The 20,266-nt window shown below is 68.1% G+C and carries 20 protein-coding genes and 2 tRNA genes; 7 read left to right on the top strand and 15 right to left on the bottom strand.

Features of this window, described 5'->3' with window-relative positions:
- Window positions 1-68: 68 nt before the first annotated feature.
- Window positions 69-1,793 carry a polysaccharide deacteylase family 2 protein gene (locus EV662_RS03440; protein WP_132460751.1) on the top strand — a complete coding sequence of 575 codons (1,725 nt, stop codon included), beginning with the start codon at window positions 69-71 and terminating at the stop codon, window positions 1,791-1,793.
- Between the two features lie 61 nt (window positions 1,794-1,854).
- Here the strand turns inward: EV662_RS03440 and EV662_RS03435 are convergent, their stop codons facing one another.
- The 7 genes from EV662_RS03435 to EV662_RS03410 form a co-directional block, all read right to left on the bottom strand.
- A complete protein-coding gene (locus EV662_RS03435) occupies window positions 1,855-2,598 on the bottom strand; it encodes a proteasome-type protease (protein ID WP_132460750.1) in 744 nt (247 codons plus the stop codon).
- Between the two features lie 23 nt (window positions 2,599-2,621).
- Window positions 2,622-3,419 (bottom strand): transglutaminase family protein, encoded by a 798-nt coding sequence (locus tag EV662_RS03430; protein WP_132460749.1) that lies wholly within the window; start codon window positions 3,417-3,419, stop codon window positions 2,622-2,624.
- A 4-nt stretch (window positions 3,420-3,423) separates the two neighbouring features.
- Window positions 3,424-4,365: an alpha-E domain-containing protein gene (locus tag EV662_RS03425; RefSeq protein WP_132460748.1), complete on the bottom strand. Its 942-nt coding sequence runs from the start codon at window positions 4,363-4,365 to the stop codon at window positions 3,424-3,426.
- Between the two features lie 6 nt (window positions 4,366-4,371).
- Window positions 4,372-5,793 carry a circularly permuted type 2 ATP-grasp protein gene (locus EV662_RS03420; protein ID WP_132460747.1) on the bottom strand — a complete coding sequence of 474 codons (1,422 nt, stop codon included), beginning with the start codon at window positions 5,791-5,793 and terminating at the stop codon, window positions 4,372-4,374.
- Between the two features lie 132 nt (window positions 5,794-5,925).
- The gene (locus tag EV662_RS19425; RefSeq protein WP_165915505.1) at window positions 5,926-6,102 is read right to left on the bottom strand and encodes a hypothetical protein; all 177 of its coding nucleotides are present in this window, start codon (window positions 6,100-6,102) and stop codon (window positions 5,926-5,928) included.
- A gap of 129 nt (window positions 6,103-6,231) precedes the next feature.
- Window positions 6,232-6,306 (bottom strand) — tRNA-Asn (locus EV662_RS03415).
- A 71-nt stretch (window positions 6,307-6,377) separates the two neighbouring features.
- A complete protein-coding gene (locus EV662_RS03410) occupies window positions 6,378-7,274 on the bottom strand; it encodes an MBL fold metallo-hydrolase (RefSeq protein ID WP_132460746.1) in 897 nt (298 codons plus the stop codon).
- Window positions 7,275-7,319: 45 nt separating this feature from the next.
- Here EV662_RS03410 and EV662_RS03405 point away from each other — a divergent pair, with 45 nt between their 5' ends.
- Window positions 7,320-8,639: an ATP-binding protein gene (locus EV662_RS03405; protein ID WP_132460745.1), complete on the top strand. Its 1,320-nt coding sequence runs from the start codon at window positions 7,320-7,322 to the stop codon at window positions 8,637-8,639.
- A gap of 10 nt (window positions 8,640-8,649) precedes the next feature.
- Here EV662_RS03405 and EV662_RS03400 read toward each other — a convergent pair whose 3' ends face one another.
- The 6 genes from EV662_RS03400 to EV662_RS03375 all read right to left on the bottom strand — a co-directional run bounded on the left by EV662_RS03400 (window position 8,650) and on the right by EV662_RS03375 (window position 14,270).
- Window positions 8,650-9,516: an isocitrate lyase/PEP mutase family protein gene (locus tag EV662_RS03400; RefSeq protein WP_132460744.1), complete on the bottom strand. Its 867-nt coding sequence runs from the start codon at window positions 9,514-9,516 to the stop codon at window positions 8,650-8,652.
- A gap of 6 nt (window positions 9,517-9,522) precedes the next feature.
- Window positions 9,523-10,797 carry a TRAP transporter large permease gene (locus EV662_RS03395; RefSeq protein ID WP_132460743.1) on the bottom strand — a complete coding sequence of 425 codons (1,275 nt, stop codon included), beginning with the start codon at window positions 10,795-10,797 and terminating at the stop codon, window positions 9,523-9,525.
- Complete coding sequence (locus tag EV662_RS03390; protein WP_132460742.1) at window positions 10,794-11,291, bottom strand: TRAP transporter small permease; 498 nt, start codon at window positions 11,289-11,291, stop codon at window positions 10,794-10,796. The genes EV662_RS03395 and EV662_RS03390 overlap by 4 nt, the downstream gene beginning before the upstream one ends.
- 58 nt (window positions 11,292-11,349) lie before the next feature.
- Complete coding sequence (locus tag EV662_RS03385; RefSeq protein ID WP_132460741.1) at window positions 11,350-12,342, bottom strand: TRAP transporter substrate-binding protein; 993 nt, start codon at window positions 12,340-12,342, stop codon at window positions 11,350-11,352.
- Between the two features lie 157 nt (window positions 12,343-12,499).
- Window positions 12,500-13,993, bottom strand: coding sequence for an alkaline phosphatase (locus EV662_RS03380; protein ID WP_132460740.1), 1,494 nt, complete (start codon window positions 13,991-13,993; stop codon window positions 12,500-12,502).
- A gap of 203 nt (window positions 13,994-14,196) precedes the next feature.
- Window positions 14,197-14,270: transfer RNA gene (locus tag EV662_RS03375), tRNA-Ile, on the bottom strand.
- Window positions 14,271-14,375: 105 nt separating this feature from the next.
- Between EV662_RS03375 and purM the strand changes: the two genes are divergently transcribed.
- The 4 genes from purM (at window position 14,376) to EV662_RS03355 (ending at window position 18,582) form a co-directional block, all read left to right on the top strand.
- Window positions 14,376-15,422 (top strand): phosphoribosylformylglycinamidine cyclo-ligase, encoded by a 1,047-nt coding sequence (purM, locus tag EV662_RS03370; RefSeq protein ID WP_132460739.1) that lies wholly within the window; start codon window positions 14,376-14,378, stop codon window positions 15,420-15,422.
- Window positions 15,419-16,009 (top strand): phosphoribosylglycinamide formyltransferase, encoded by a 591-nt coding sequence (gene purN, locus EV662_RS03365; protein ID WP_132460738.1) that lies wholly within the window; start codon window positions 15,419-15,421, stop codon window positions 16,007-16,009. Before purM ends, purN begins: the two co-directional genes overlap by 4 nt.
- A 174-nt stretch (window positions 16,010-16,183) precedes the next feature.
- Complete coding sequence (gene rnd, locus EV662_RS03360; RefSeq protein WP_132460737.1) at window positions 16,184-17,347, top strand: ribonuclease D; 1,164 nt, start codon at window positions 16,184-16,186, stop codon at window positions 17,345-17,347.
- Between the two features lie 188 nt (window positions 17,348-17,535).
- On the top strand, window positions 17,536-18,582 hold the full coding sequence (locus EV662_RS03355) for a VPLPA-CTERM sorting domain-containing protein (RefSeq protein ID WP_132460736.1): 1,047 nt from the start codon (window positions 17,536-17,538) through the stop codon (window positions 18,580-18,582).
- Here EV662_RS03355 and EV662_RS03350 read toward each other — a convergent pair.
- On the bottom strand, window positions 18,579-19,046 hold the full coding sequence (locus EV662_RS03350; protein ID WP_132460735.1) for a hypothetical protein: 468 nt from the start codon (window positions 19,044-19,046) through the stop codon (window positions 18,579-18,581). The genes EV662_RS03355 and EV662_RS03350 overlap by 4 nt on opposite strands.
- Window positions 19,047-19,181: 135 nt before the next feature.
- Here EV662_RS03350 and EV662_RS03345 point away from each other — a divergent pair, with 135 nt between their 5' ends.
- Window positions 19,182-19,613 (top strand): SufE family protein, encoded by a 432-nt coding sequence (locus tag EV662_RS03345; protein ID WP_132460734.1) that lies wholly within the window; start codon window positions 19,182-19,184, stop codon window positions 19,611-19,613.
- Between the two features lie 30 nt (window positions 19,614-19,643).
- Here EV662_RS03345 and EV662_RS03340 read toward each other — a convergent pair whose 3' ends face one another.
- Window positions 19,644-20,261 (bottom strand): VPLPA-CTERM sorting domain-containing protein, encoded by a 618-nt coding sequence (locus EV662_RS03340; RefSeq protein WP_132460733.1) that lies wholly within the window; start codon window positions 20,259-20,261, stop codon window positions 19,644-19,646.
- Between the last annotated feature and the right edge of the window lie 5 nt (window positions 20,262-20,266).

Raw genomic sequence — 20,266 nt, 5'->3', positions numbered from 1 at the left:
GCGCGGGCAGATCCGCGCGCAAGGCAGAAGGCAAGAGGCGGCAGGCCGTTTTACCGAAGGAGCGAGGCATGGGCAGGGGGCTGTTCAGCGGGATCGTCTGGGGCATCGTCGTGACCGGGCTGGGCCTGGTCGTGCTGGCGCTGGTGGGGCCCGCGCCGACCGGGCCGGGCGAGGCGCCCGCGCCGCAGATGGCCGCCCGTCCCGAGGCGCCGGACCAGGGCACGTTGATGCCCGAAGCGGCGCCCCCGGTTCCGTCGGGGGGGCCTGCGTCGACGGGCCGGCCGGCGGTTCCCGCGCCGCTGGGCGGGCCGGCCACCGATATCGAGTTGCCGCCGGGGTCGGAATTCAACCGCCCGCCGCCCGAACGTGCGGCGAGCCTGCCCGATGCCGAGGCCGAGCCGCGCGGCGCGCCGCCGGTGCGCGGCCCCGAACCGGGCGACCTGATGGCCGAGGCGCCGTTGCCCGACACCGCGCCGTCCGCCGCGCCCGAGCCGGTGACCGATGGTCCCGACGGGCTGGCCCCGCCGCTGACCGCCGAGGCGCCGCCCGATCTGGGCGCCGAAGAGCCCTTCGTGCCGGCGCCCGGGGCCGATGCGCCCGCCGCGTTGCGTAGTGCCCCCGGGCCGGCGGCCGAATCCCGGCGCGAGACGCAGACCGCCCAAGCGGCCGATGCGGCGCCGGGCAGTCCCGCGCCGCAGCCGGACCTGCCCGAAACGGTGACCGATCCCGCGCCGGCGCCCCGCATGGATACCGCTGCCGCCCGGACCGCCGACACGGCGCCGCCCGTCGAACCGGAGCGCGCCGCCCCGGTTGCCCAGTCTTCGGATGATGGCGGGCCTGGAGTGGCGGAACAGCCGCGGGTGCGGCCGCTGCCGGGTCTTCCCGCCGATGCACCGACGCAGGACACCGCCGAGGACCCGTCGGACGTTGCGGGCGAGACAGGGCTGCGTGTGCCGGCGCCCGGGGCGACGGTCGGAACGACCGATATCCGCATCGGCCGCCTGCCCACGGTGAACGAGGCGGCGCCCGAACCGCCGGCCGCGGCCGAGGTGGTCACGGCGGCCCCCGCCGAAAGCGCTCAGGCCGCGGACGCGCCTGCGGAAGAGCCGGCCATCGCGCTTGGGGCGCTGGCGCGCAACGCGGTCCCGTTCCAGACCGAGAGCGACCGGCCGTTGTTCTCGGTGATCCTGATCGACGCGGGCGAGCAGGGGCTGGACCGCGAGACGCTGATGACCTTTTCGTTCCCGGTGACCTTTGCGGTGGACCCGACTCGGCCCGATGCCGCCGAGGCGATGGCGGCCTACCGGGCGGCGGGCTACGAGGTGGTGGCGCTGGCCTCGGCGTTGCCCGCGGGGGCCGTGCCGAGCGACCTGGAGGTCGTGCTGACCGCGCAGCGCGCGCTGCTCGACCGGGCGGTGGCGGTTCTGGACGTGGCCTCGGGCGGGTTCCAGGACGATCGGGCGCTGACCGCGCAGATGGTGGCCTTTGCCGGAGAGACCGGGCACGGGTTGGTGACCTATGACCGCGGGTTGAACAGCGCCGCGCGGCTGGCCGGGCAGGCGGGCGTGCCGCAGGCGACGGTGTTTCGGGTGATCGATGACGACCGCCCGAACGCGCCGACGATCCGCCGCGTGCTGGACCGGGCGGTGTTCAAGGCACGTCAGGACGGGCATGTGGTGATGGTCGGGCACAGCTATTCCGACACGGTGACCGCGCTGTATTCCTGGGCGCTGGAAGCCGAGGCCGAGCAAGTGACGCTGGCCCCGGTGTCGGCGGTGCTGCGCCAGCCCTGACCCGGCCGCGCCCGCAAGGCGCTGCGGGGGCGGGCGCCCGTCACGCGCCCCGCGGCGCGGCTCAGCTCTCGGCGGTCAGGTCGAAATCGGGAAGGCTGTCCAGAGCGGTCTTGAGCGCCTCGCCCCAGCCCGTCGAGATCGCCTGGAAATAGGGGGCGTCGGCGGCGATCCGCAGTTTCGGCCCCAGCTTGAGGGTACCGGTTTCATACAGCTGCAGGTCGAAGGGCGGGCCGACCGAAAGGTTGGCCTTGACCGTGCTGTCGAAGCTGACCAGCAGCAGTTTCACCGCGCGCTCGAAACTCATGTCCGGGTCATAGGCCCGCACCAGGATCGGGCGGCCGTATTTCGTTTCGCCGATCTGGAAGAACGGGGTGTCGGCCCCGGCCTCGATGAAATTGCCCTCGGGATAGATCAGGAAGAGCCGGACCGGCCCGCCCCTGATCTGGCCGCCGAGGATCAGCGTGGCGTTGAAGGTGCTGTCGGCGCGTTGGCCGGCCTCGGCATGGTTGGCGATGACGTCGCGCAGCGTGTCGGCCACCAGCCGGGCGGCCTGGAACATCGAGGGCACCTCGAGGATCGAGGGCGCGCGGTCTTCATGGGCCTTGGTGCGTTCGTCCAGCAGGCTGACCACGGCCTGGGTGGTGGCCAGGTTGCCCGCGGTCATCATCATCAGAACCCGCTCGCCCGGGACGTCCCAGGTGAAGAGCTTGCGGAAGGTCGAGATGTTGTCCAGGCCCGCATTCGTGCGGGTGTCGGCCATCATCAGAAGCCCCCGGTCCAGCATAAGCCCGACGCAATAGGTCATTGCCCGTCCCGCCTCTTGTGCAGCTATTGCTGCGCCACCTCGATTGCGACCGAAAGCGCCTCTCCCGCGCCGCCGACACGGGTGCCGCGTACCGGCGCGGCCTCGTCATAGTCAAGCCCGGTGGCCACGCGCACGTAGCGGATGTCGGGCGAGATCCCGTTCGACACGTCGAACCCGACCCAGCCCAGCCCGTTCACATGCGCCTCGGCCCAGGCATGCATCGCGTCCTGTTCGTCGCGGTCGTCCATGCTGAGATAGCCCGAGACGTAGCGCGCGGAAAACCCCATTTCGCGGGCGCAGGCGATGAAGACATGGGCGTGGTCCTGGCAAACGCCGCGGCCTTCGGCCAGGGCCTCTTCGGCGGTGGCCTCGGCGCCGGTTGCGCCGATCTCGTAGGCGACGGCGTTCAGGATCGCGTGCGACAGCGCGTGCAGCCGGTCGAGATCGGTGTCGCCCGCGACTTCGCGGATCAGGGCACGGCAGCCTTGACCGGCGCGCGTTCGCGGCGTGGCGCGACGGAACAGCCACAGCGGCGCGGGGCCGCGATGGGGCCCCACGACGCCGTGGGTTTCGGCCAGTTCGACCTCGCCCTCGGACCGCACGATCAGTTCGGTCACGTCGCGTTCGAAGCTGATCAATTCGACCGTGTTGTGGTGGTGATCCTCGAAGCTCAGTTCCTTGCGGCCGCCCTGCACGCTGGTGGACCAGTTCAGAACGTTTTGCTGGTGGCTGGATTTCGGCGTCTTGCGCAACTGCTGCAGCCCGTATGTCACCGGGTTCTCGAAGCGGTAGCGGGTGGTGTGGCTGATTCTCAGGCGCATGGGCTTACTCGTAGAACCGGTAGTCGATCTCGATCTGCCGGCCCAGACCGGCCAGCGCGCCGAGAAGATCCTGCAGGTATTCGTGCAGCCCGTAATCGAAGATCGCGTCGATGTCATGCGACAGGAAGCGGTGCACGAGCGTTTCCACCTGGGCATGGGATTCCAGCCGGGCCCCGTAATCCGAGGCCAGGTAATCGAGGTTGTCGCGGATCTTGGTGATCGAGAAGCGCAGGCTGCGCGGCATGCGCCGGTCGAGGATGAGGAAATTCGCGATGTCGACGGGGCTGGCCTGGTTGCCATGCACCATGCGGAACCCGCCGCGGGCCGAGACCGAGCGCAGGATCGTTTCCCACTGCACGTTGTCGATCGAACTGCCGACCGACTGCACGCCGGGCAGCAGCACGTAGTATTTCACGTCGAGGATACGGGCGATGTTGTCGGCGCGTTCCAGGTAGGTGCCGATGCGGGCGAAGTTGAAGATGTCGTTGCGCAGCATCGTGCCCTGCGTGGTGCCGCGCACCAGCGCGGTGTGTTGCTGGATGCAGTCGATCGCGGCGGGCAGGTCGCGTTCGTTGACCCGGCGGGCCAGTGCGCCGCGCACCTTCATGTAGCAGCCGTTCATCGCCTCCCACACGTCATGGGTCAGCGCGGTGCGCACCAGGCGGGCGTTCTGGCGTGCCTCGGAAATCGTCGACAGCACCGAGGACGGGTTGTCGCGGGCCCGCAGCATCCAGTCGATGGCGGCCTCTTTCGTGACCTCGTCGTGATGCGCCAGATAGCCGTCGGCCACGCCCGCGGTCTGCATGATCGACAGCCATTCGCCGTCGGAACTGTCCAGCCGGGTCAGCGCGATGCGCTGGCCGGTCTCGACCAGGCGCGAGGTGTTCTCGGCCCGTTCCAGGTAACGATACATCCAGAACAGCCCGTTGGCGGTCTTGCCCAGCATCGCGCCTCAGTCCTCCAGCACCCAGGTGTCCTTGGTTCCGCCGCCTTGCGACGAGTTCACCACCAGCGAACCCTTTTTCAGCGCCACCCGGGTCAGGCCGCCCGGCGTGATGTTGATGCCCTGCGGGCTGACCAGCACGAAGGGGCGCAGGTCCACGTGGCGCGGCGCCAGCCCCTTGCGGGTGAAGATCGGCACCGTCGAGAGCGACAGCGTGGGCTGGGCGATGTAATTTCCGGGCCGCGCCTTGAGCTTGCGGCGGAATTCGGCGAGGTCCTTCTTGGTCGCGGTCGGTCCGATCAGCATGCCGTACCCGCCCGACCCGTGCACCTCCTTGACCACGAGATCCTGCAGGTTGTCCAGCACGTAGGCCAGCGCATCGGCTTCGGAACAGCGCCAGGTCGGCACGTTTTCCAGAAGCGCCTTTTCGCCGGTGTAGAATTCGACGATCTCGGGCATGTAGCTGTAGATCGCCTTGTCGTCGGCGATACCGGTGCCCGGCGCGTTCGCGATGGTGATGCCGCCGGCGCGGTAGACATCCATGATGCCCGGGATGCCGAGTGCCGAGTCGGGATTGAAGTTCAGCGGGTCGAGGAAATCGTCGTCGACCCGGCGATACAGCACATCGATCGGCTGATAGCCCTGCGTCGTGCGCATCGCCACCTTGCCGTCGACCACGCGCAGATCGTTGCCCTCGACCAGTTCCACGCCCATCTGGTCGGCCAGGAAGGCGTGTTCGAAATAGGCCGAGTTGTAGATGCCGGGCGTCAGCACCGCGACCGTGGGCGGCCCCATGGTCGCCGGTGCGCAGGCCGCCAGCGAGCGGCGCAGGTCGGCGGGGTAGGATTGCACCGGCTGCACCCGGTTCTGGGCGAACAGCTCGGGGAACATCTGCAGCATCGTCTCGCGGTTTTCCAGCATGTAGCTGACCCCGGACGGCGTGCGGGCGTTGTCCTCGAGCACGTAGAACTGGTCGTCTCCGGTGCGCACCAGGTCGATGCCGACGATATGGGTGTAGATGCCGCCCGGCGGTTCGACCCCGATCATCTGCGGCAGGAAGGCGTCGTTGCGCGAGATCGCCTCTTCGGGGATTCGGCCGGCGCGGACGATTTCCTGGCGGTGATAGATGTCGTGCAGGAACGCGTTGATCGCGCGCACCCGCTGTTCGATGCCCTTGGACAGCCGCAGCCATTCGCGCCCCGAGATGATGCGGGGGATGATGTCGAACGGGATCAGCCGTTCCTCGGCCTCGGCGCGGCCGTAGACGTTGAAGGTGATTCCGGTCAGGCGGAACACCTCTTCGGCCTCGCGCTGCTTGGCCCGAAGGCGGGCCATGTCCTCGCCTTCCAGCCAATGTTGAAACCGCGCATAGGGTGCGCGCAGGGCCTCGTCGCGGCCCCACATCTCGTCAAAGATCGGCGTGTCGTTCATGGCTCAACGCTAGGCAGCGGTGCGGGCGGCGGCAACTGGGAAGCGCGCAAAGCGGGGCGGATTGGCAATCGGGTGCCTGTTTTTTGGGCGATGCAAGGCAGGGGACGGGGAGGGATCATCGGGCGGGCCGTCCTAGCGCATCTTTCGCACCTCGTTGATCCAGGCGACCATGGCGGCGTCGATCTGTTGCAGGATCTCGACCGCGCGCTCGGGGTCGGACTGGTTGACCAGCGCATCCAGCGCCATGTGCACGCCGCGGTGCATCTGCTGGATATCGTCCAGGGCTTCGCGGCTGGCGACCTTGCGCATGGTTCCTCCGGTTTGTGCGGCGCTGTGTGCCGGACGGATTTTGGCGCGATCCCCGGACATCCACAAGGCCAGCCGGCCCGACGCCGGGCGTACCCGTGCGAAAGGATCAGGGCCTATCGGTGGTGATTTTGGCTCCGGCGGTAGGATTCGAACCTACGACCAATTGATTAACAGTCAACTGCTCTACCACTGAGCTACGCCGGAACGTGGGGCGCCGTATAGCAAGTGGATTCCGCCCCGTCCAGAGGGTTTTGCGCGGAAAAATGGATGCGCGGTCAGAGCCGGTGCCAGCGGGCCTGGGCGGAGATCTCGCCCTCGGGCGTGGCCAGGGATTTGTCCGCCAGTTCAATGAGATGGGCCAGCACGTTGCGGGTGGCCGCGGGCAGGAGTGCGGCGGGCGTGTCGGCATAGACGGTGCGCGCGATCTGGCCGGGGGTCGCCGGGCCCGCGGCCAGGGCGGCGAGGATTTGAGCCCCGCGGGCGCGGCGATGCGCGATCAATTTGGCGATCCGTGCGGGGCCGTTCGCGACCGGTGCGCCGTGGCCGGGATAAAGCACCGCCTCCGGGCGCGCGGCCAGCCGGTCGAGCGAGGCCATGAAGGCGGCGAGATCGCCATCGGGGGGCGAGACCATCGAGGTTGCCCAGCCCATCACGTGGTCGCCCGAGAAGATCGCGTCCTGCCAGGCGAAGCTGAGGTGGTTACCCATGTGCCCGGGCGTGTGGATCGCCTTCACCCGCCAGCCATCGCCCGCGACCGTTTCGCCATCGGCAAGGCGGGCGTCGGGTGTGAAATGCGTGTCCACCCCTTCGCCGCCGCCCAGCCCGGAGAGTGCGGCGAGATCGGCGCGGCGCCCCGCCGCGCTGTCGCCGAAGGCCAGCACCGGGGCCCCCGTCGCCCGGGCCAGCGGGCGGGCCAGCGGCGAATGGTCGACATGGGAATGGGTCACCAGGATGTGGCTGACGGTTTCGCCCGGGGCGAGGGCGGCCAACAGCGCGTCGAGATGCGCGGGCAGGGCGGGGCCGGGGTCGATCACCGCGACGCGGCCCTCGCCCAGGATATAGCTGTTGGTGCCGCGAAAGGTCATCGGCGAGGGATTCGGCGCCAACACCCGGCGCAGCCCGGGGCGCAGGGTGTCGCAGGCACCGGGTGTGGGGTCGAAACGGTCGGTCATCTGTCGAGGCTTCCCTGGCGGCGGCGGGGCCGGTATGGCTTTAGCATGCAGGAGCGCTGGATCAAACGGATGCTGCCGCGGGGGCTGTATGGCCGGGCCGCGCTGATTCTGCTGGTGCCGATCGTGACGCTGCAACTGGTGGTGTCGGTGGTCTTCATCCAGCGCCATTTCGAGGATGTCACGCGGCAGATGTCGCGGGCGATCGTGCTGGAACTGGCCTACCTGGTGCGCCTTGTCGAAGAGGCACCCGACCGGGCGACGGCCGAGGCCGCGGCGCGCGAGATCGCCGCGCCGCTGGCATTGTCCGTTGCGCTGAAGGCAGACATTCCGACCGGCGAAAGCCGCCTGTTCTATGATCTGTCCGGCAAGACCGTGAGGGCCACCATGCAGGAGGGGCTGCCGCAGTTTCGCGGGATCGATCTGGCGACCAACATGCGGCAGGTGCGGGTGGGGCTGGAGACGGCGTTCGGTCCGATGGAGGTCGGTTTCGACCGGCGCCGGGTGTCGGCCTCGAACCCGCATCAATTGTTGGTGCTGATGGTGGTGACCGGCATCCTGATGACGCTGATCGCCTATCTGTTCCTGCGCAACCAGCTGCGCCCGATCACCCGGCTGGCGGCCGCGGCCGATGCGTTCGGCAAGGGGCGCACCATGCCCTACAAGCCATCGGGCGCGACCGAGGTGCGCGCGGCGGGCCGGGCCTTCCTGGACATGCGCGCGCGGATCGAGCGGCAGATCGAACAGCGCACGCTGATGCTGTCGGGGGTCAGCCACGATTTGCGCACGCCGCTGACGCGCCTGAAGCTGGAACTGTCGATGGCCGAGGAGACGCCCGAGACACAGGCGATGCAGCGCGACCTGGGCGACATGGAGCGGATGATCGACACCTTCCTGGATTTCGCGCGGGCCGATGCGCTGGACGACCCCGAACCCTGCGACCCGGCCGAGATCCTGGCCCGGGTGGCCGGGCGGGCGCGGGCCGCGGGGGGGGCGGTGGAACTGGCCGATCCGCCGACGGGTGAGCGGGCGATGCTGCGCCCGTTGGCGGTGGAACGGGCGCTGCAGAACCTTGTGAACAACGCGCTTCGGCACGGCACGCGGGCCGCCCTGGGGATGACGATCAGCCCGGGGCGCGTCGTCTACACGGTCGAGGACGACGGCCCCGGCATCCCCGAGGACCGGCGCGAGCAGGCGGTGCAGCCGTTCCAGCGGCTGGACGCGGCACGCAGCCAGGACAAGGGCGGCGGCGTTGGCCTGGGTCTGGCCATCGCGTCGGATATCGCCCGCGGCCATGGCGGTGCCCTGCGGTTGGGTCAAAGCGCGCGACTGGGCGGGCTGAAGGCGGAGTTGGTGCTGGCGCGATAGGGCGCGCGCCTTACGCCTTGGCGGCGTAGCGCGCTTCGTCCTGGAAATAGGCGTCGAAGCCGATGCGGTGTTTCAGTTCGGCAAACCCCATGAGCGTCGCCTCGTCGGGCGTGCCGGTCTTGAACGCCTCGAGCGTGTCGGCCATGGCCTTCATGGCGGCGGCCATCAGGGTCAGGGGATAGGCGGCGATCTTGTAGCCCATGGCCTCCATCTCGGACGGTGGCAGGGCGGGGGTCAGGCCGCCCTCGACGATATTGGCCATGCAGGGTTTGGGCAGTTCGGCGGGAACGCGGGCCATTTCGGCGGCGTCGCGGGGGGCCTCGACGAACAGGATGTCGGCGCCCAGTTCGGCGAAGCGGGCGGCGCGCGCGATGGCCTCGTCCAGCCCGTGTTCGTGGCGGGCATCGGTGCGGGCGAGGATCAGGATGTCGGCGCCCTCGGCCCGCGCGTCGGCGGCGGCACGAATGCGGGCGAAGGCCTCGTCGCGGTCGACCACCGACTTGCCCGCGACATGGCCGCAGCGCTTGGGCGCGACCTGGTCCTCGATCATCACGGCCGCGAACCCGGCCTGCGCGAATCCCTGAACGGTGCGCTTGACGTTGATCGCGTTGCCATAGCCGGTATCGCCGTCGCCGATGACCGGGATGGACACGGCGTTGCAGATGTTGCGGCCCTGGTCGAGCACCTCGGCATAGGACATGAGGCCGGTGTCGGGCATCCCCAGCCGCGCGGCTGCGGTGGCGAATCCCGACATGAAGCTGAGCGGAAAGCCCGCCTGTTCGATGAGCTTGGCCGACAGCGGATCGAAGCAGCAGGGCATGGTGATCAGGCCGGGTTCGGCCAGCAGGGCGCGGAGCTTTTCGGGGGCAGAGGTCATGGGCACCTAGAGCTTGAACGGGATGAAAAGGGCGAGGTCGGGCCAGGCATAGAGGATCGCCACAAGCACCAGCATCAGCGCGAGGAACGGCAGCGTGCCGCGCGAGACGTCGACCAGGCTGGACCGGGTGACCGACTGGATCACGTAGAGATTCAGGCCGACAGGCGGCGTGATGAGGGCGCATTCGACCATCACCACCATGAAGATGCCGAACCAGATCGGGTCGAACCCCATCGCCATGGCTGCGGGCAGCAGCACGGGCGTCATGATCAGGATCATCGAAAGCGCCTCGAACACGAGGCCCATCAGCAGCAGCACGCCGCAGACCAGCACCACCAGCCCCAGCGGCGTCGAGACCGCGTCGGCGAGGAAGGCCGATATTTCCTGCGGGATGCGATAGAGCGTGATCGCCTTGCCGAAGACCTTGGCGCCCGCGATGATCAACAGGATCGCGACCGTGGTGACCATCGAGTCCCAGACCGCCTGCCAGAGCGCACGCAAGGAGAGGCTGCGCAGGATCACGCCGGTGATGAGCAGTGCCACGGCAAAGCCGATGGCCGCCGCCTCGGTCGGGGTAAAGGCGCCGGTATAGATGCCGGCAAGCACGACGACGGCCAAGACCATGGAGGGCATCGCCCGCCATGTGGCTGTCAGGCGCTCGGCCCGGCTGGCCCGCGGCACGGGGGTATAGTTGCCGAAGAACCGGGCATGGATCACCGAATAGGCGATGAACAGGCCGATCAGCGCCAAACCCGGCCCGATGCCCGCCATGAAGAGGGCGATCACCGATTCCTCGGTCACGAAGCCGTAGATGATCAGCGGGATCGAGGGCGGGATCAGGATGCCCAGCGTGCCGCCCGCGGCCAACAGGCCGTAGACGAACCTCTTGTCATAGCCGCGCGAGATCATCTCGGGCGCGGCGACGGTGCCGATTGTGGCGGCGGTCGCGACCGAAGAGCCCGAGATCGCCGCGAAGATCCCGCAGGAAATGATCGTGGCCACCGCCATGCCGCCGGGCCAGTGGCCGACCCAGGCCTGCACCGCGGCGTAAAGGTCGCGCCCGACGCCGCCCTTGAGCAGGATGTTCGACATCAACAGGAACAGCGGCACCGCCAGAAGGATGAAGCCGTCCAGCGTCGACAGGATCGCCTGCGGTGCCATGAGGGGCGAGAATCCCCCGGCCCACAGCATCCCCAGCCCCAGCGCGCCCAGCGCGAAGGCCACGGGGATGCCCGCCAGCAACAGGCCGAACAGCAGCGCGAGGATCAGCGCGATGGTCATTCCATCATCTCCCCCTCGGCGGGCAGGGGGCCGGTCGCGGCGCGCCAGGCGTTGCCCAGGGCCGAGACGGTGAGCAGCGCGAAGCCCGCCGGGATCGCCGCCTCGGGCAGCCAGGCGGGCAGGTCCAGCATGGTGCCGGTCGTGCGCCCGCGCACCCAGCTGTCGTGGAAGATGCCGAAGCCGAACCACAGAACGACCCCGCTGAACCCGGCGATCACAAGCATGGCCGCCACCTCCAGCATCCGGCGCAGGCCAAAGGGCAGCAATTGCGTGACCGCCGTTACCCGGATGTGGCGGCGTGCCGACAGGACCCAGGGCGCGGCCAGCGGACAGGCCCAGATCAGGCAAAGCTGGCTGAGCTCGGCCGCCCAGATCGTGGGTTGGGTGAAGAAATAGCGCGCGACCACCTCGTAGCTGAGCATCGCCCCGGTCGCGACCAGAAGCAGGGCGGCGAACCGCGCGGCCAGAAGTTCCACGGCGTCGAAAAGGCGCATCGGCGGTCTTTCGGAAAGGGATCGGCCCGCCGCGACGGGACGGCGGGCCGGTGTCGGATCAGAACGACTGGGCGGCCTCGAGCATCGCGCGGCCGGTGTCGCCGGTGCGTTCGATGAAAGCGTCGTAGACCGGTTGCGAGGCGGCTTTCCACGCCGCCATCTCGTCTTCGGTGGGCGTGTAGATCGTCATGCCGTTCTGTTCCGCCTCGGCGAAGGCGGTGGCTTCGATGTTCGACATCTCGTCGCGCACCGTGTCCTCGGCCATCCTGGCGGCCTCGGCGATGATCGCGCGGTGTTCCTCGGGCAGGCCGTTCCAGAAGTCGGTGTTCACCACCACGATGAACTCGATATCGGCGTTGTTGGTGACGGTGATCGTGTCCATCACCTCCCACAGTTTGCGCGACTGCACGCCCGAGACGCCGGTCATGCCGACATCGACCGTGCCGCGCTGGTAGGCGAGGTATTGTTCGGACCCCGAGATGATCGTCGGCGCGCCGCCCGCGGCCTCGACGAATTCGCCTAGCGTCTTGCCGAAGACGCGGACCTTCTTGCCCTTGAGGTCGTCGGGGCCTTTGATCTGCCCGCCGTTCGACAACATGATCGCGCCGCCATAGGCCTGCCACCAGAGCACGGTTGACCCGGTCTCGGCGATGGCGTCGTCGATGGGCTGGCGCACGGGGCTGCCCGGCGCGACGGCCTTGCGCACCTTGGCTTCGGTGTCGAACAGGAACGGCTGGTAGAAGATGTCGACGATGGGCGCATCGCCCACGTAGCGGGTCAGCGAGGCCACCCCCATCTCGATCGAGCCCGAGCCGACGGCCTGGGGCACCTCGTTGTCCTTGTAGAGTTGGGCCGAGTCATAGATTTCAACCGCGATATCGCCGTTCGAGGCCGATTCCACCTGGTCCTTGAACAGCACGAGGTTCTGCCCGAGGTGGGATTTCAGCGGCAATTGCAGCGAGATTCGCAGCGTCGTCTCGGCGGCATTCGCGGCCAGCGTTCCAAGAGCGATCGCGGCAGCCGAAACGGTGCCGAACACCAGATGTTTCATGGGGTCTCCTCCTCCCGTTGGTTCGTTTTCCGGGAAGGATGCAGAAACCGGCGGCGGGCACAAGAAATAAGTGCCCGGCCGCCCCGGCGGGCAGGTGCCGCCGCTGGGGCGCGGCGGCACGACGGGAATCAGGGCGTCTGGACGGCGCAGGCCGCGGTCAGGACGCGCCCGCCCGGCGGCGCAGGCCGGCCAAGAGAACCAGCCCCGAGCCGAAGAGCCAGATGCCCGCCGGCAGCGGAACCGCCGAAACGGGGGTGAGATCGACCCCCGCGGCGTCGGCCATGATCCGGCCCACCGCGTTGTTCTGGATATAGCTGCCGTCGTTGAAGCCCAGGATCGAGTTCAGGAAGGGATCGGTGCCGACGACATGATCGGCGAAAAGGTCCGACCCCGCGCCATGGGCCCAGAGCAGCGTGTTCTCGGTGGTGTGGGTGCCATGGTGCCAAAGCACGCCCGGCAGGTTGCCCGCGCCGTTGTTCTCGATCGGCTGGAACGCGATGGTGTCGGAGTCCGGGCCCATCGGCATGCCGTTGCCGTGGTCGGTCAGCACGATCATCAGGCTGTCTTCCCAGGACGAGTTGGCCTCGATCCAGCCGATCGCCGCGGCCACCGCGTTGTTGAAGTCGACCTGTTCTTCGATGATGCGCCCGGTATCGTTGGCATGCGCCGCCCAGTCGACCGCGCCGCCCTCGACCATAAGGAACATCCCGTCCGGGTCGTCACCGAGCAGGTTGAGCGCCGCCCGCGTCATGGTTTCCAGCGTGGGCACCGACTCGATGAAGGCCACGCCACTGGGATTGGCCGGATCGCTGCCCATCAGCGTGGCGTCGCGGTTGGCCTGAAGCGTGTCACCGACCTGCGGCATGCCGATGACGCGGCCGTCGATGTCGAGCGTGCCATTGGCGATCGCCTCGAAATCGTCCTTGGCCTGGATCAGCGTCATCGGTGCGCCGGCGCCGTTCAAGGCGGTCCAGTCCGCTTCCGAGATCCGGTTGTATCTTGGTGTGGTGCGCAGGTTGCCTTCGTCGTCGTAAAGCGGGTTGCCGCCGCCCATCAGCACGTCGATCGTGCCTTCCATGATCATCTGGTTGGCGATCTCGGTGTAGTTGTTGCGGCTGATGTTCTGGGCGCCGAAGGTGGCCGGCGTGGCATGGCTGATCGGCACGCTCGACAGCACGCCGACGGATTTCCCGGCCTCTTTCATCGCCTGGCTGATGAAGGGCAGCGGGCTGTCCTCGGTGTCGACGTCGATGCGGCCGTTATAGGTCTTTTCGCCGGTGGCCAGCGCGGTGCCGGCGGCGGCGCTGTCGGTCGCGCCCTGCTTGATGGTCTTGTATCCGGCGAAATAGTCGGCGTCGCCCGTGGCGGTCGTGTCCCAGGCCGCGTCCGGGTCATAGGTCCGTGGCGTGGCCGAGGCGGGTTCGGTCGTCATGCCCATCTTGACGTCGAAGCCGTCATAGGGCTGCTTCCCCTTTTCGCCGTATTGCCAGTAACTTGCCATGTCCCAGGTGCCCCAGGACGCGCCATCGGAGATGAACAGGAACACGTTGTCGGCGGCCCCGATCGTGCCGGCCGTGGCGGTCAGGGGGGCTGCAAGGGCAAGGGAAGCCGAAGCCGCGAGAAGCGCGCGGCGCGAAAGGATGAACGACATTCTGTCCTCGTGCGTTGAATATGACAAAGGCCATGCGGTCGCGCTGAACGCGGTTCGGGCGGCGCGCGGGCAGAAAGTTGCGCCCTCGTGTAACGATCACTCGTCCCGAGGGTGACAGTTTTGAGAAAGCACATGTTCAGGTTGTCGCAGGCACCTGCGGCCACGTCTGTGGCAGCGATGTGCGGCAGGGCGGGATCGGACGGTAGGCCCGGAGGGACTCGAACCCCCAACCAAAGCGTTATGAGCGCTCTGCTCTGACCAATTGAGCTACAGGCCCGACCGTGTGTCCCTGAGTAGCAGACCGGCAAGGACCGTCAAGCCGGGCCGTGGACAGCGCGCGGGGGATCGGCTAACGCTGCCCCGACCTAACGGAGGGGCACCGATGACCGAGCGCAAGAATGGCCTGACCTACGCCGAGGCGGGCGTGGATATCGACGCGGGCAACGCGCTTGTCGAGCGGATCAAGCCGGCCGCCAAGCGCACGGCGCGGGCCGGTGTGATGGCCGGGCTGGGGGGCTTTGGCGCGCTGTTCGACCTGAAGGCGGCAGGCTATGCCGACCCGGTGCTGGTGGCCGCGACCGACGGTGTGGGCACCAAGCTGCGGATCGCCATCGACACCGGCGAGGTCGGCGGCGTGGGCATCGACCTGGTCGCGATGTGTGTGAACGACCTGGTCTGCCAAGGGGCCGAGCCCTTGTTCTTTCTCGACTATTTCGCCACCGGCAAGCTGTCGGTCGACGAGGCGGCAAGCGTGATCGAGGGCATCGCCGAGGGCTGTGCGCGCGCGGGATGTGCGCTGATCGGGGGCGAGACGGCGGAAATGCCGGGCATGTATCACGATGGCGATTTCGACCTTGCGGGGTTCGCCGTCGGCGCGATGGAGCGGGGCAAGGATCTGCCCGCGGGCGTGGCCCAGGGCGACGTGCTGCTGGGGCTGGCGTCCGACGGGGTGCATTCGAACGGCTATTCGCTGGTGCGCAAGGTGGTGGACCTGGCCGGGCTGGGCTGGGATGCGCCCGCGCCCTTTGCCGAGGGCGCGCTGGGCGCGGCCCTGCTGACGCCGACGCGGCTTTACGTGAAACCGGCGCTGGCGGCGGTGCGGGCGGGGGGTGTGCATGCGCTGGCCCATATCACCGGCGGCGGGCTGACCGAGAACCTGCCGCGTGTCCTGCCTGAGGGGCTGGGCGCCGAGATCGACCTGTCGGCCTGGGACCTGGCGCCGGTGTTCCGCTGGCTGGCCGAGACCGCGGGCATGGCCGAGGCGGAACTGCTCAAGACCTTCAACGCGGGGATCGGCATGGTGCTGGCTGTCGCGCCCGACCGGGCAGGCGCCATCGCGGAGCTGTTGACCGGCGAGGGCGAGACGGTATTCGAGATCGGCCGGGTGATGCCGGGGCAGGGAGTGGTCTACCGGGGCGCGCTGTTGTGAAACGCGTCGCGATCCTGATCTCGGGTGGCGGTTCCAACATGGTGGCGCTGGCCGAGAGCATGGCGGGCGATCACCCCGCGCGCCCCGTGCTGGTGCTGTCGAACGTGCCGGGTGCGGGCGGGCTGGCCCGGGCCGAGGCGATGGGGATCCCCACCGAGGTCGTCGATCACCGCGATTTCAAGAGCGACCGGCAAGCCTTTGAAAGTGAACTGATTTCGAAGATCGACGAATATGCGCCGGACATCCTTGCGCTGGCGGGGTTCATGCGGATCCTGACGCCGCTTTTCATCGACCATTATGCCGGGCGCATGTTGAACATCCACCCGTCGCTCTTGCCGAAATACCGTGGTCTCGACACCCATGCCCGCGCCATTGCCGCGGGGGATGCCGAGGCGGGGTGTTCCGTCCACGAGGTGACGGCCGAGCTGGACGGCGGGCCGATCCTGGGCCAGGCGCGGGTGCCGGTCTTGTCCGGGGACACGCCCGAGGCGTTGGCCGCGCGCGTTCTGACGATGGAGCACCGGCTTTACCCCGCCGTGTTGCGCCGCTTTGCCGCCGGTGATCGCACGCTGGTGACCCTGCCCTGACCGGCTTTGGCCGGCGGGCAGGCGGCGGCGGTCAATCCCGTGATACCGGAAGGGATTTCGCCAATCGCATGCGCCGGGCGAAGAACCCTTTCCAAGGCTTCGGGCTTTCTTTATCAGGAGGCGGGGCAGGACGGGACCGGGATTGCGCATGAACGCAGCAGGACACGGGCGCAGATGAAGACATTGACCACCACCGAGGCGTTGGCCGAATTCTGCAAGGCGGCCGCGCAGTCGCCTTACGTCACCATCGACACCGAGTTCCTGCGCGAACGCACCTATTACGCCAAGCTTTGCCTGGTTCAGCTGGCGATTCCGGCCACGGACGGTCCCGAGGGCGAGGCGGTGCTGGTCGATCCGCTGGCCGGCGATCTGTCCCTGGACCCGCTTTACGAGCTGTTCCGCAACCGCGACGTGGTCAAGGTGTTCCACGCTGCGCGGCAGGACCTGGAAATCTTCTTTACCGAAGGCAAGGTCTTTCCCGAACCGCTGTTCGACACCCAGGTGGCGGCCATGGTCTGCGGGTTCGGCGAGCAGGTGGGCTACGAGACCTTGGTGCGCAAGATCGCCAAGGCCAATCTCGACAAGACCTCGCGGTTCACCGACTGGTCGCGCCGGCCGTTGTCCGAGGCGCAAAAGACCTATGCGCTGGCCGACGTCACCCATCTGCGGGTGATCTATGAATATCTGTCGGCCGATCTGGACCGGACGGGCCGCGCCAAGTGGCTGCACGAGGAACTGGGGGTGCTGACCGACCCGGAAACCTATATCGTGCGGCCTTCGGAGGCGTGGAAGCGGGTCAAGACGCGCACCAATTCGGGCAAGTTCCTGGCGGTGGTGCGGGAACTGGCGCGGTTCCGCGAAGGTTATGCCCAGGCGCGCAACATCCCGCGCAACCGGGTGTTCAAGGACGATGCGCTGCTGGAACTGGCCTCGACCCGGCCGCAGACCATCGAAGAACTGGGCCGGTCGCGGCTGTTGCTGCGCGAGGCGCGGCGCGGCGATATCGCGGATGGCATCATCGCGGCGGTGAAGACGGCGCAGGACATGGCGCCCGAGGATCACCCCAAGCTGCCGCGGATCAATGCCAAGCTGCAGGTGAACCCGGCGCTGGCCGATCTGCTGCGGGTGCTGCTGAAGGCCAAGTCGGAAGAGGCCGGCGTGGCGCAGAAGTTGATCGCGACATCCTCGGACCTGGACCTGATCGCCGCCGGCGAGCGCGATGTCGCCGCGCTCAAGGGGTGGCGGCGCGAGGTGTTCGGGCAGGACGCACTGCGTCTGTGCGCGGGCGAGATCGCGCTGGCGGCCCGGGGCAGCAGCGTAGAGGTTGTCGCGCTGTAGCCGCGCAGCGCCAGGCGGCGTGCCCTGCGCCCTTCGAGTATTTGGACCAAGAAAAAGACAGCGGGACCACCCGGCCGGGCGGGCCTGTGCCCCCGTCGCAGGTGGCTGGCGGCTTGACACTTATCAATGCCCACCTTGTTGCGCGTGCCGATGCTGAACCGGTTGGGATCGAACCGGGGAGAGGGGAGATGGCGGGAAATTGGGCTGTGCGCGCTGCGGTGGCGGTGGGGGTCTGGCTTTCGGCGGCGTACGCGCAGGCCGCGACGATCACGGGGGACGTGGCGTTGACAGCGTCTGCCTCGTTGTTCGGGGGGGCGCCGATCGGGGATTTCCAGATCGGACCGGACAGTTTCGGCGTCCGGTCGCTGGCCGAGGTGCATTACCAGGCGCGCGCGAGCGCGGGGAGCGTCGAGGCCGCAGTGCAGGCGCGTCTTCAGGTCGAGCATCCGGATGTGGTGACCTTTTCGGCGGCGGCAATGACGCCGGTTTCGCTGTCATTTGCGCCTTTCGTGGTCGATTTGCCGGCGCCCTTGCCCGATCTGCAGGTGCCCGGCGCGATCGGGTCGTTCCAGACGGCCTTCGGTGTCGAGGCCGAGGTGGAGGTCGAGCTGTTCGGCGCGGCCGATCTGCGTCTTCTGAACATCGACGGGTTTCTCGAGACTTCGGGGGTCCGGCTGTTGCCCTTCGGCGAGACCGTCGCGGCGGATGACGAGGAACGCATCGCGCAAGCCGGTCGGATCTACCGTGACCCGTGGCTGGGTACGCGGTGGGGGGCGCGGGCGACCGTGGACGCAGTGCAGGAGTCCGAACTGGTGTTCGGCGACCTTCTGGGCACCGTGCACGCGACCCACGAGGATGGCACGCTGGTGACGCGCAGTTTCGCCTTTGACGAGGCGGAGTCGGTCCTTCTTGACCTGCAGCGGCCGGGTCTGTGGCAACTGGCGCTGGGCGGGATCACGGTCGAGGGCGATTTTGCCTCGGAGTTCGGGATCGAGATCGGCGGACGCGCCTGCGTGGTCGTCTGTGCGGGCATCTCGTCGGGGTTTCTTCCGATCGGATCGTCGCGTTTCGATCTGGATTTCTCGCAGGCGGCGCTGACATTGGCCACGGTGCGGGTTCTGCCCGAAGGTCAGGTGGTCCCGCTGCCGGCGGGTTTGCCTTTGCTGGTGGGCGCGCTGGGATCGCTTGCGCTGGTGCGCCGGCGGCGGCCGGCCGGCCGAGGGCGCGGCCTTTAGCGGCTGGCGCGGCGCTGGTTGCGGTCGCCGCGCACGACGATGCTGCGCACCCGGTCCAGATCCTGCGTGGTCAGGAAGCTGCCCGCGGTCACCTCGCGCGAGGGTTCTGTGCCGGTCCGGGTGGGCCCCTCGGGTCGGGCGACGCGGAAATCGAACACGAGGACGCCATCGTCGCCCGGTGTGGACCGGTCCCGCACCAGTTCGGCCATCCAGTAGCCCTGGCGTGGGGGCCGGCCGGTGGCCTGCACGATGGCGCCGCCGGGGGTGGGTTCGACGGCCATGTCGGTCACCAGATCGACCAGCGGGCGCGGGTCGGTGACCACGGCGCGGCCTGCGGCCACGGTCACTGTTTCCTCGGTCGAGCCGCCGAACCAGTTGAACGGGTTGAGGCGCGATTCCCGCACCGTCGAACAGCCGCCCAGTATCAGCGCGGCCGACAGGATCAGCAGAAGCGGTGCTCGCATCGGGCCCCCCGGGATTGCAATCTGCCTTTGGGTTAGCCGAAACCGCGGGTCTTGAAAAGCCGCGACAGGCGGGCGGCTGGACCTTTGCGCGCGGCGGGCCTAAGTCAGGGAGGCAGCGGCAAGGAGGCATCGACAGTGGCAAGTGCGGCATTCGAGGAGATCGTGGAGACGTTCGACTTCCTGGAGGATTGGGAGGACCGCTATCGCCACGTGATCGAGATGGGCCGCGCCATGGAGCCGCTGGCGGAGGCCTTCAAGGTGCCCGCGACCAAGGTCGACGGTTGTGCCAGCCAGGTCTGGCTGATGGCCGATATCGAGGGGCAGGGGGCAGACGCGATCTATCGGTTCAAGGGCGACAGCGATGCGATGATCGTGCGCGGGCTGATCGCGGTGCTGAAGGCGCTGTATGACGAGCGCAAGGTGGCCGAGGTGCTGGAGACCGATGCCGGGGCGGAACTGGCGCGGTTGGGGCTGGACGAGCACCTGTCCTCGCAGCGCTCGAACGGGTTGCGTGCCATGGTCGAACGCATCCGCGAACAGGCCACGGGCGCAGCAGCCGGGGTTTGAGGTCCCCGGCCGCGGCCTTGTCGGTTTCGTTCAGCTGGTCCGACGGCGACGGGTGGCCAGCGAAAGCCCGGCAAGACCTGCCAAAAGCAGCGGAAGGCTGGCGGGAAGCGGAACGGCGTTCGGCATGTCGTAGCTGAGCGTTCCGCGGAACTTGACGTTATCATAGTCCCCCGACCCGACCGCCGTATCGACGATGTAGGCGGGGTAAATGCGGTTGTTCGTGTTGTTCACGTAGAAGGTCAGTGTGTTCGTTCCGTCCACGAAACCACTGGTGACCGGCGCATAGCTGGCCGGACCCGTGCCGGTATCGGTGTAGTGGCAATAATCGAAGCTGTAGGGCTGGAACGTCGACCCGTCGAAAGTCATGTAGCCGCTGTTGCCCCGCCAGGTTTGGCACAAACCGGCGCTTGCGACATTGGTTCCGTTCAGGGCCATGACGGCACGGTCATCCGAGGCGAAATAGTCGATCGCAAGGGTGGCGTTTGAAAACCCTGTCGGAAGCGCGAAGGTGGACGTGTAGGTCCAGAAGCCCGCCGTGTCGCTTTCCAGGATGTCGAAAGACAGGCTTGCCGCTTGGCACGGTGCCGAAAGGCCGACGGCAATCCCCAGAACAGCGGCAGCCCGCAGGTTCGTGACCCAACCAGACATGATCG

The sequence above is a fragment of the Rhodovulum marinum genome (assembly GCF_004343075.1).
Lineage (GTDB): Bacteria > Pseudomonadota > Alphaproteobacteria > Rhodobacterales > Rhodobacteraceae > Rhodovulum > Rhodovulum marinum.
The sequence above is the reverse complement of the archived record's forward strand: the minus strand, read 5'-3'. Positions and strand labels throughout refer to the sequence as shown.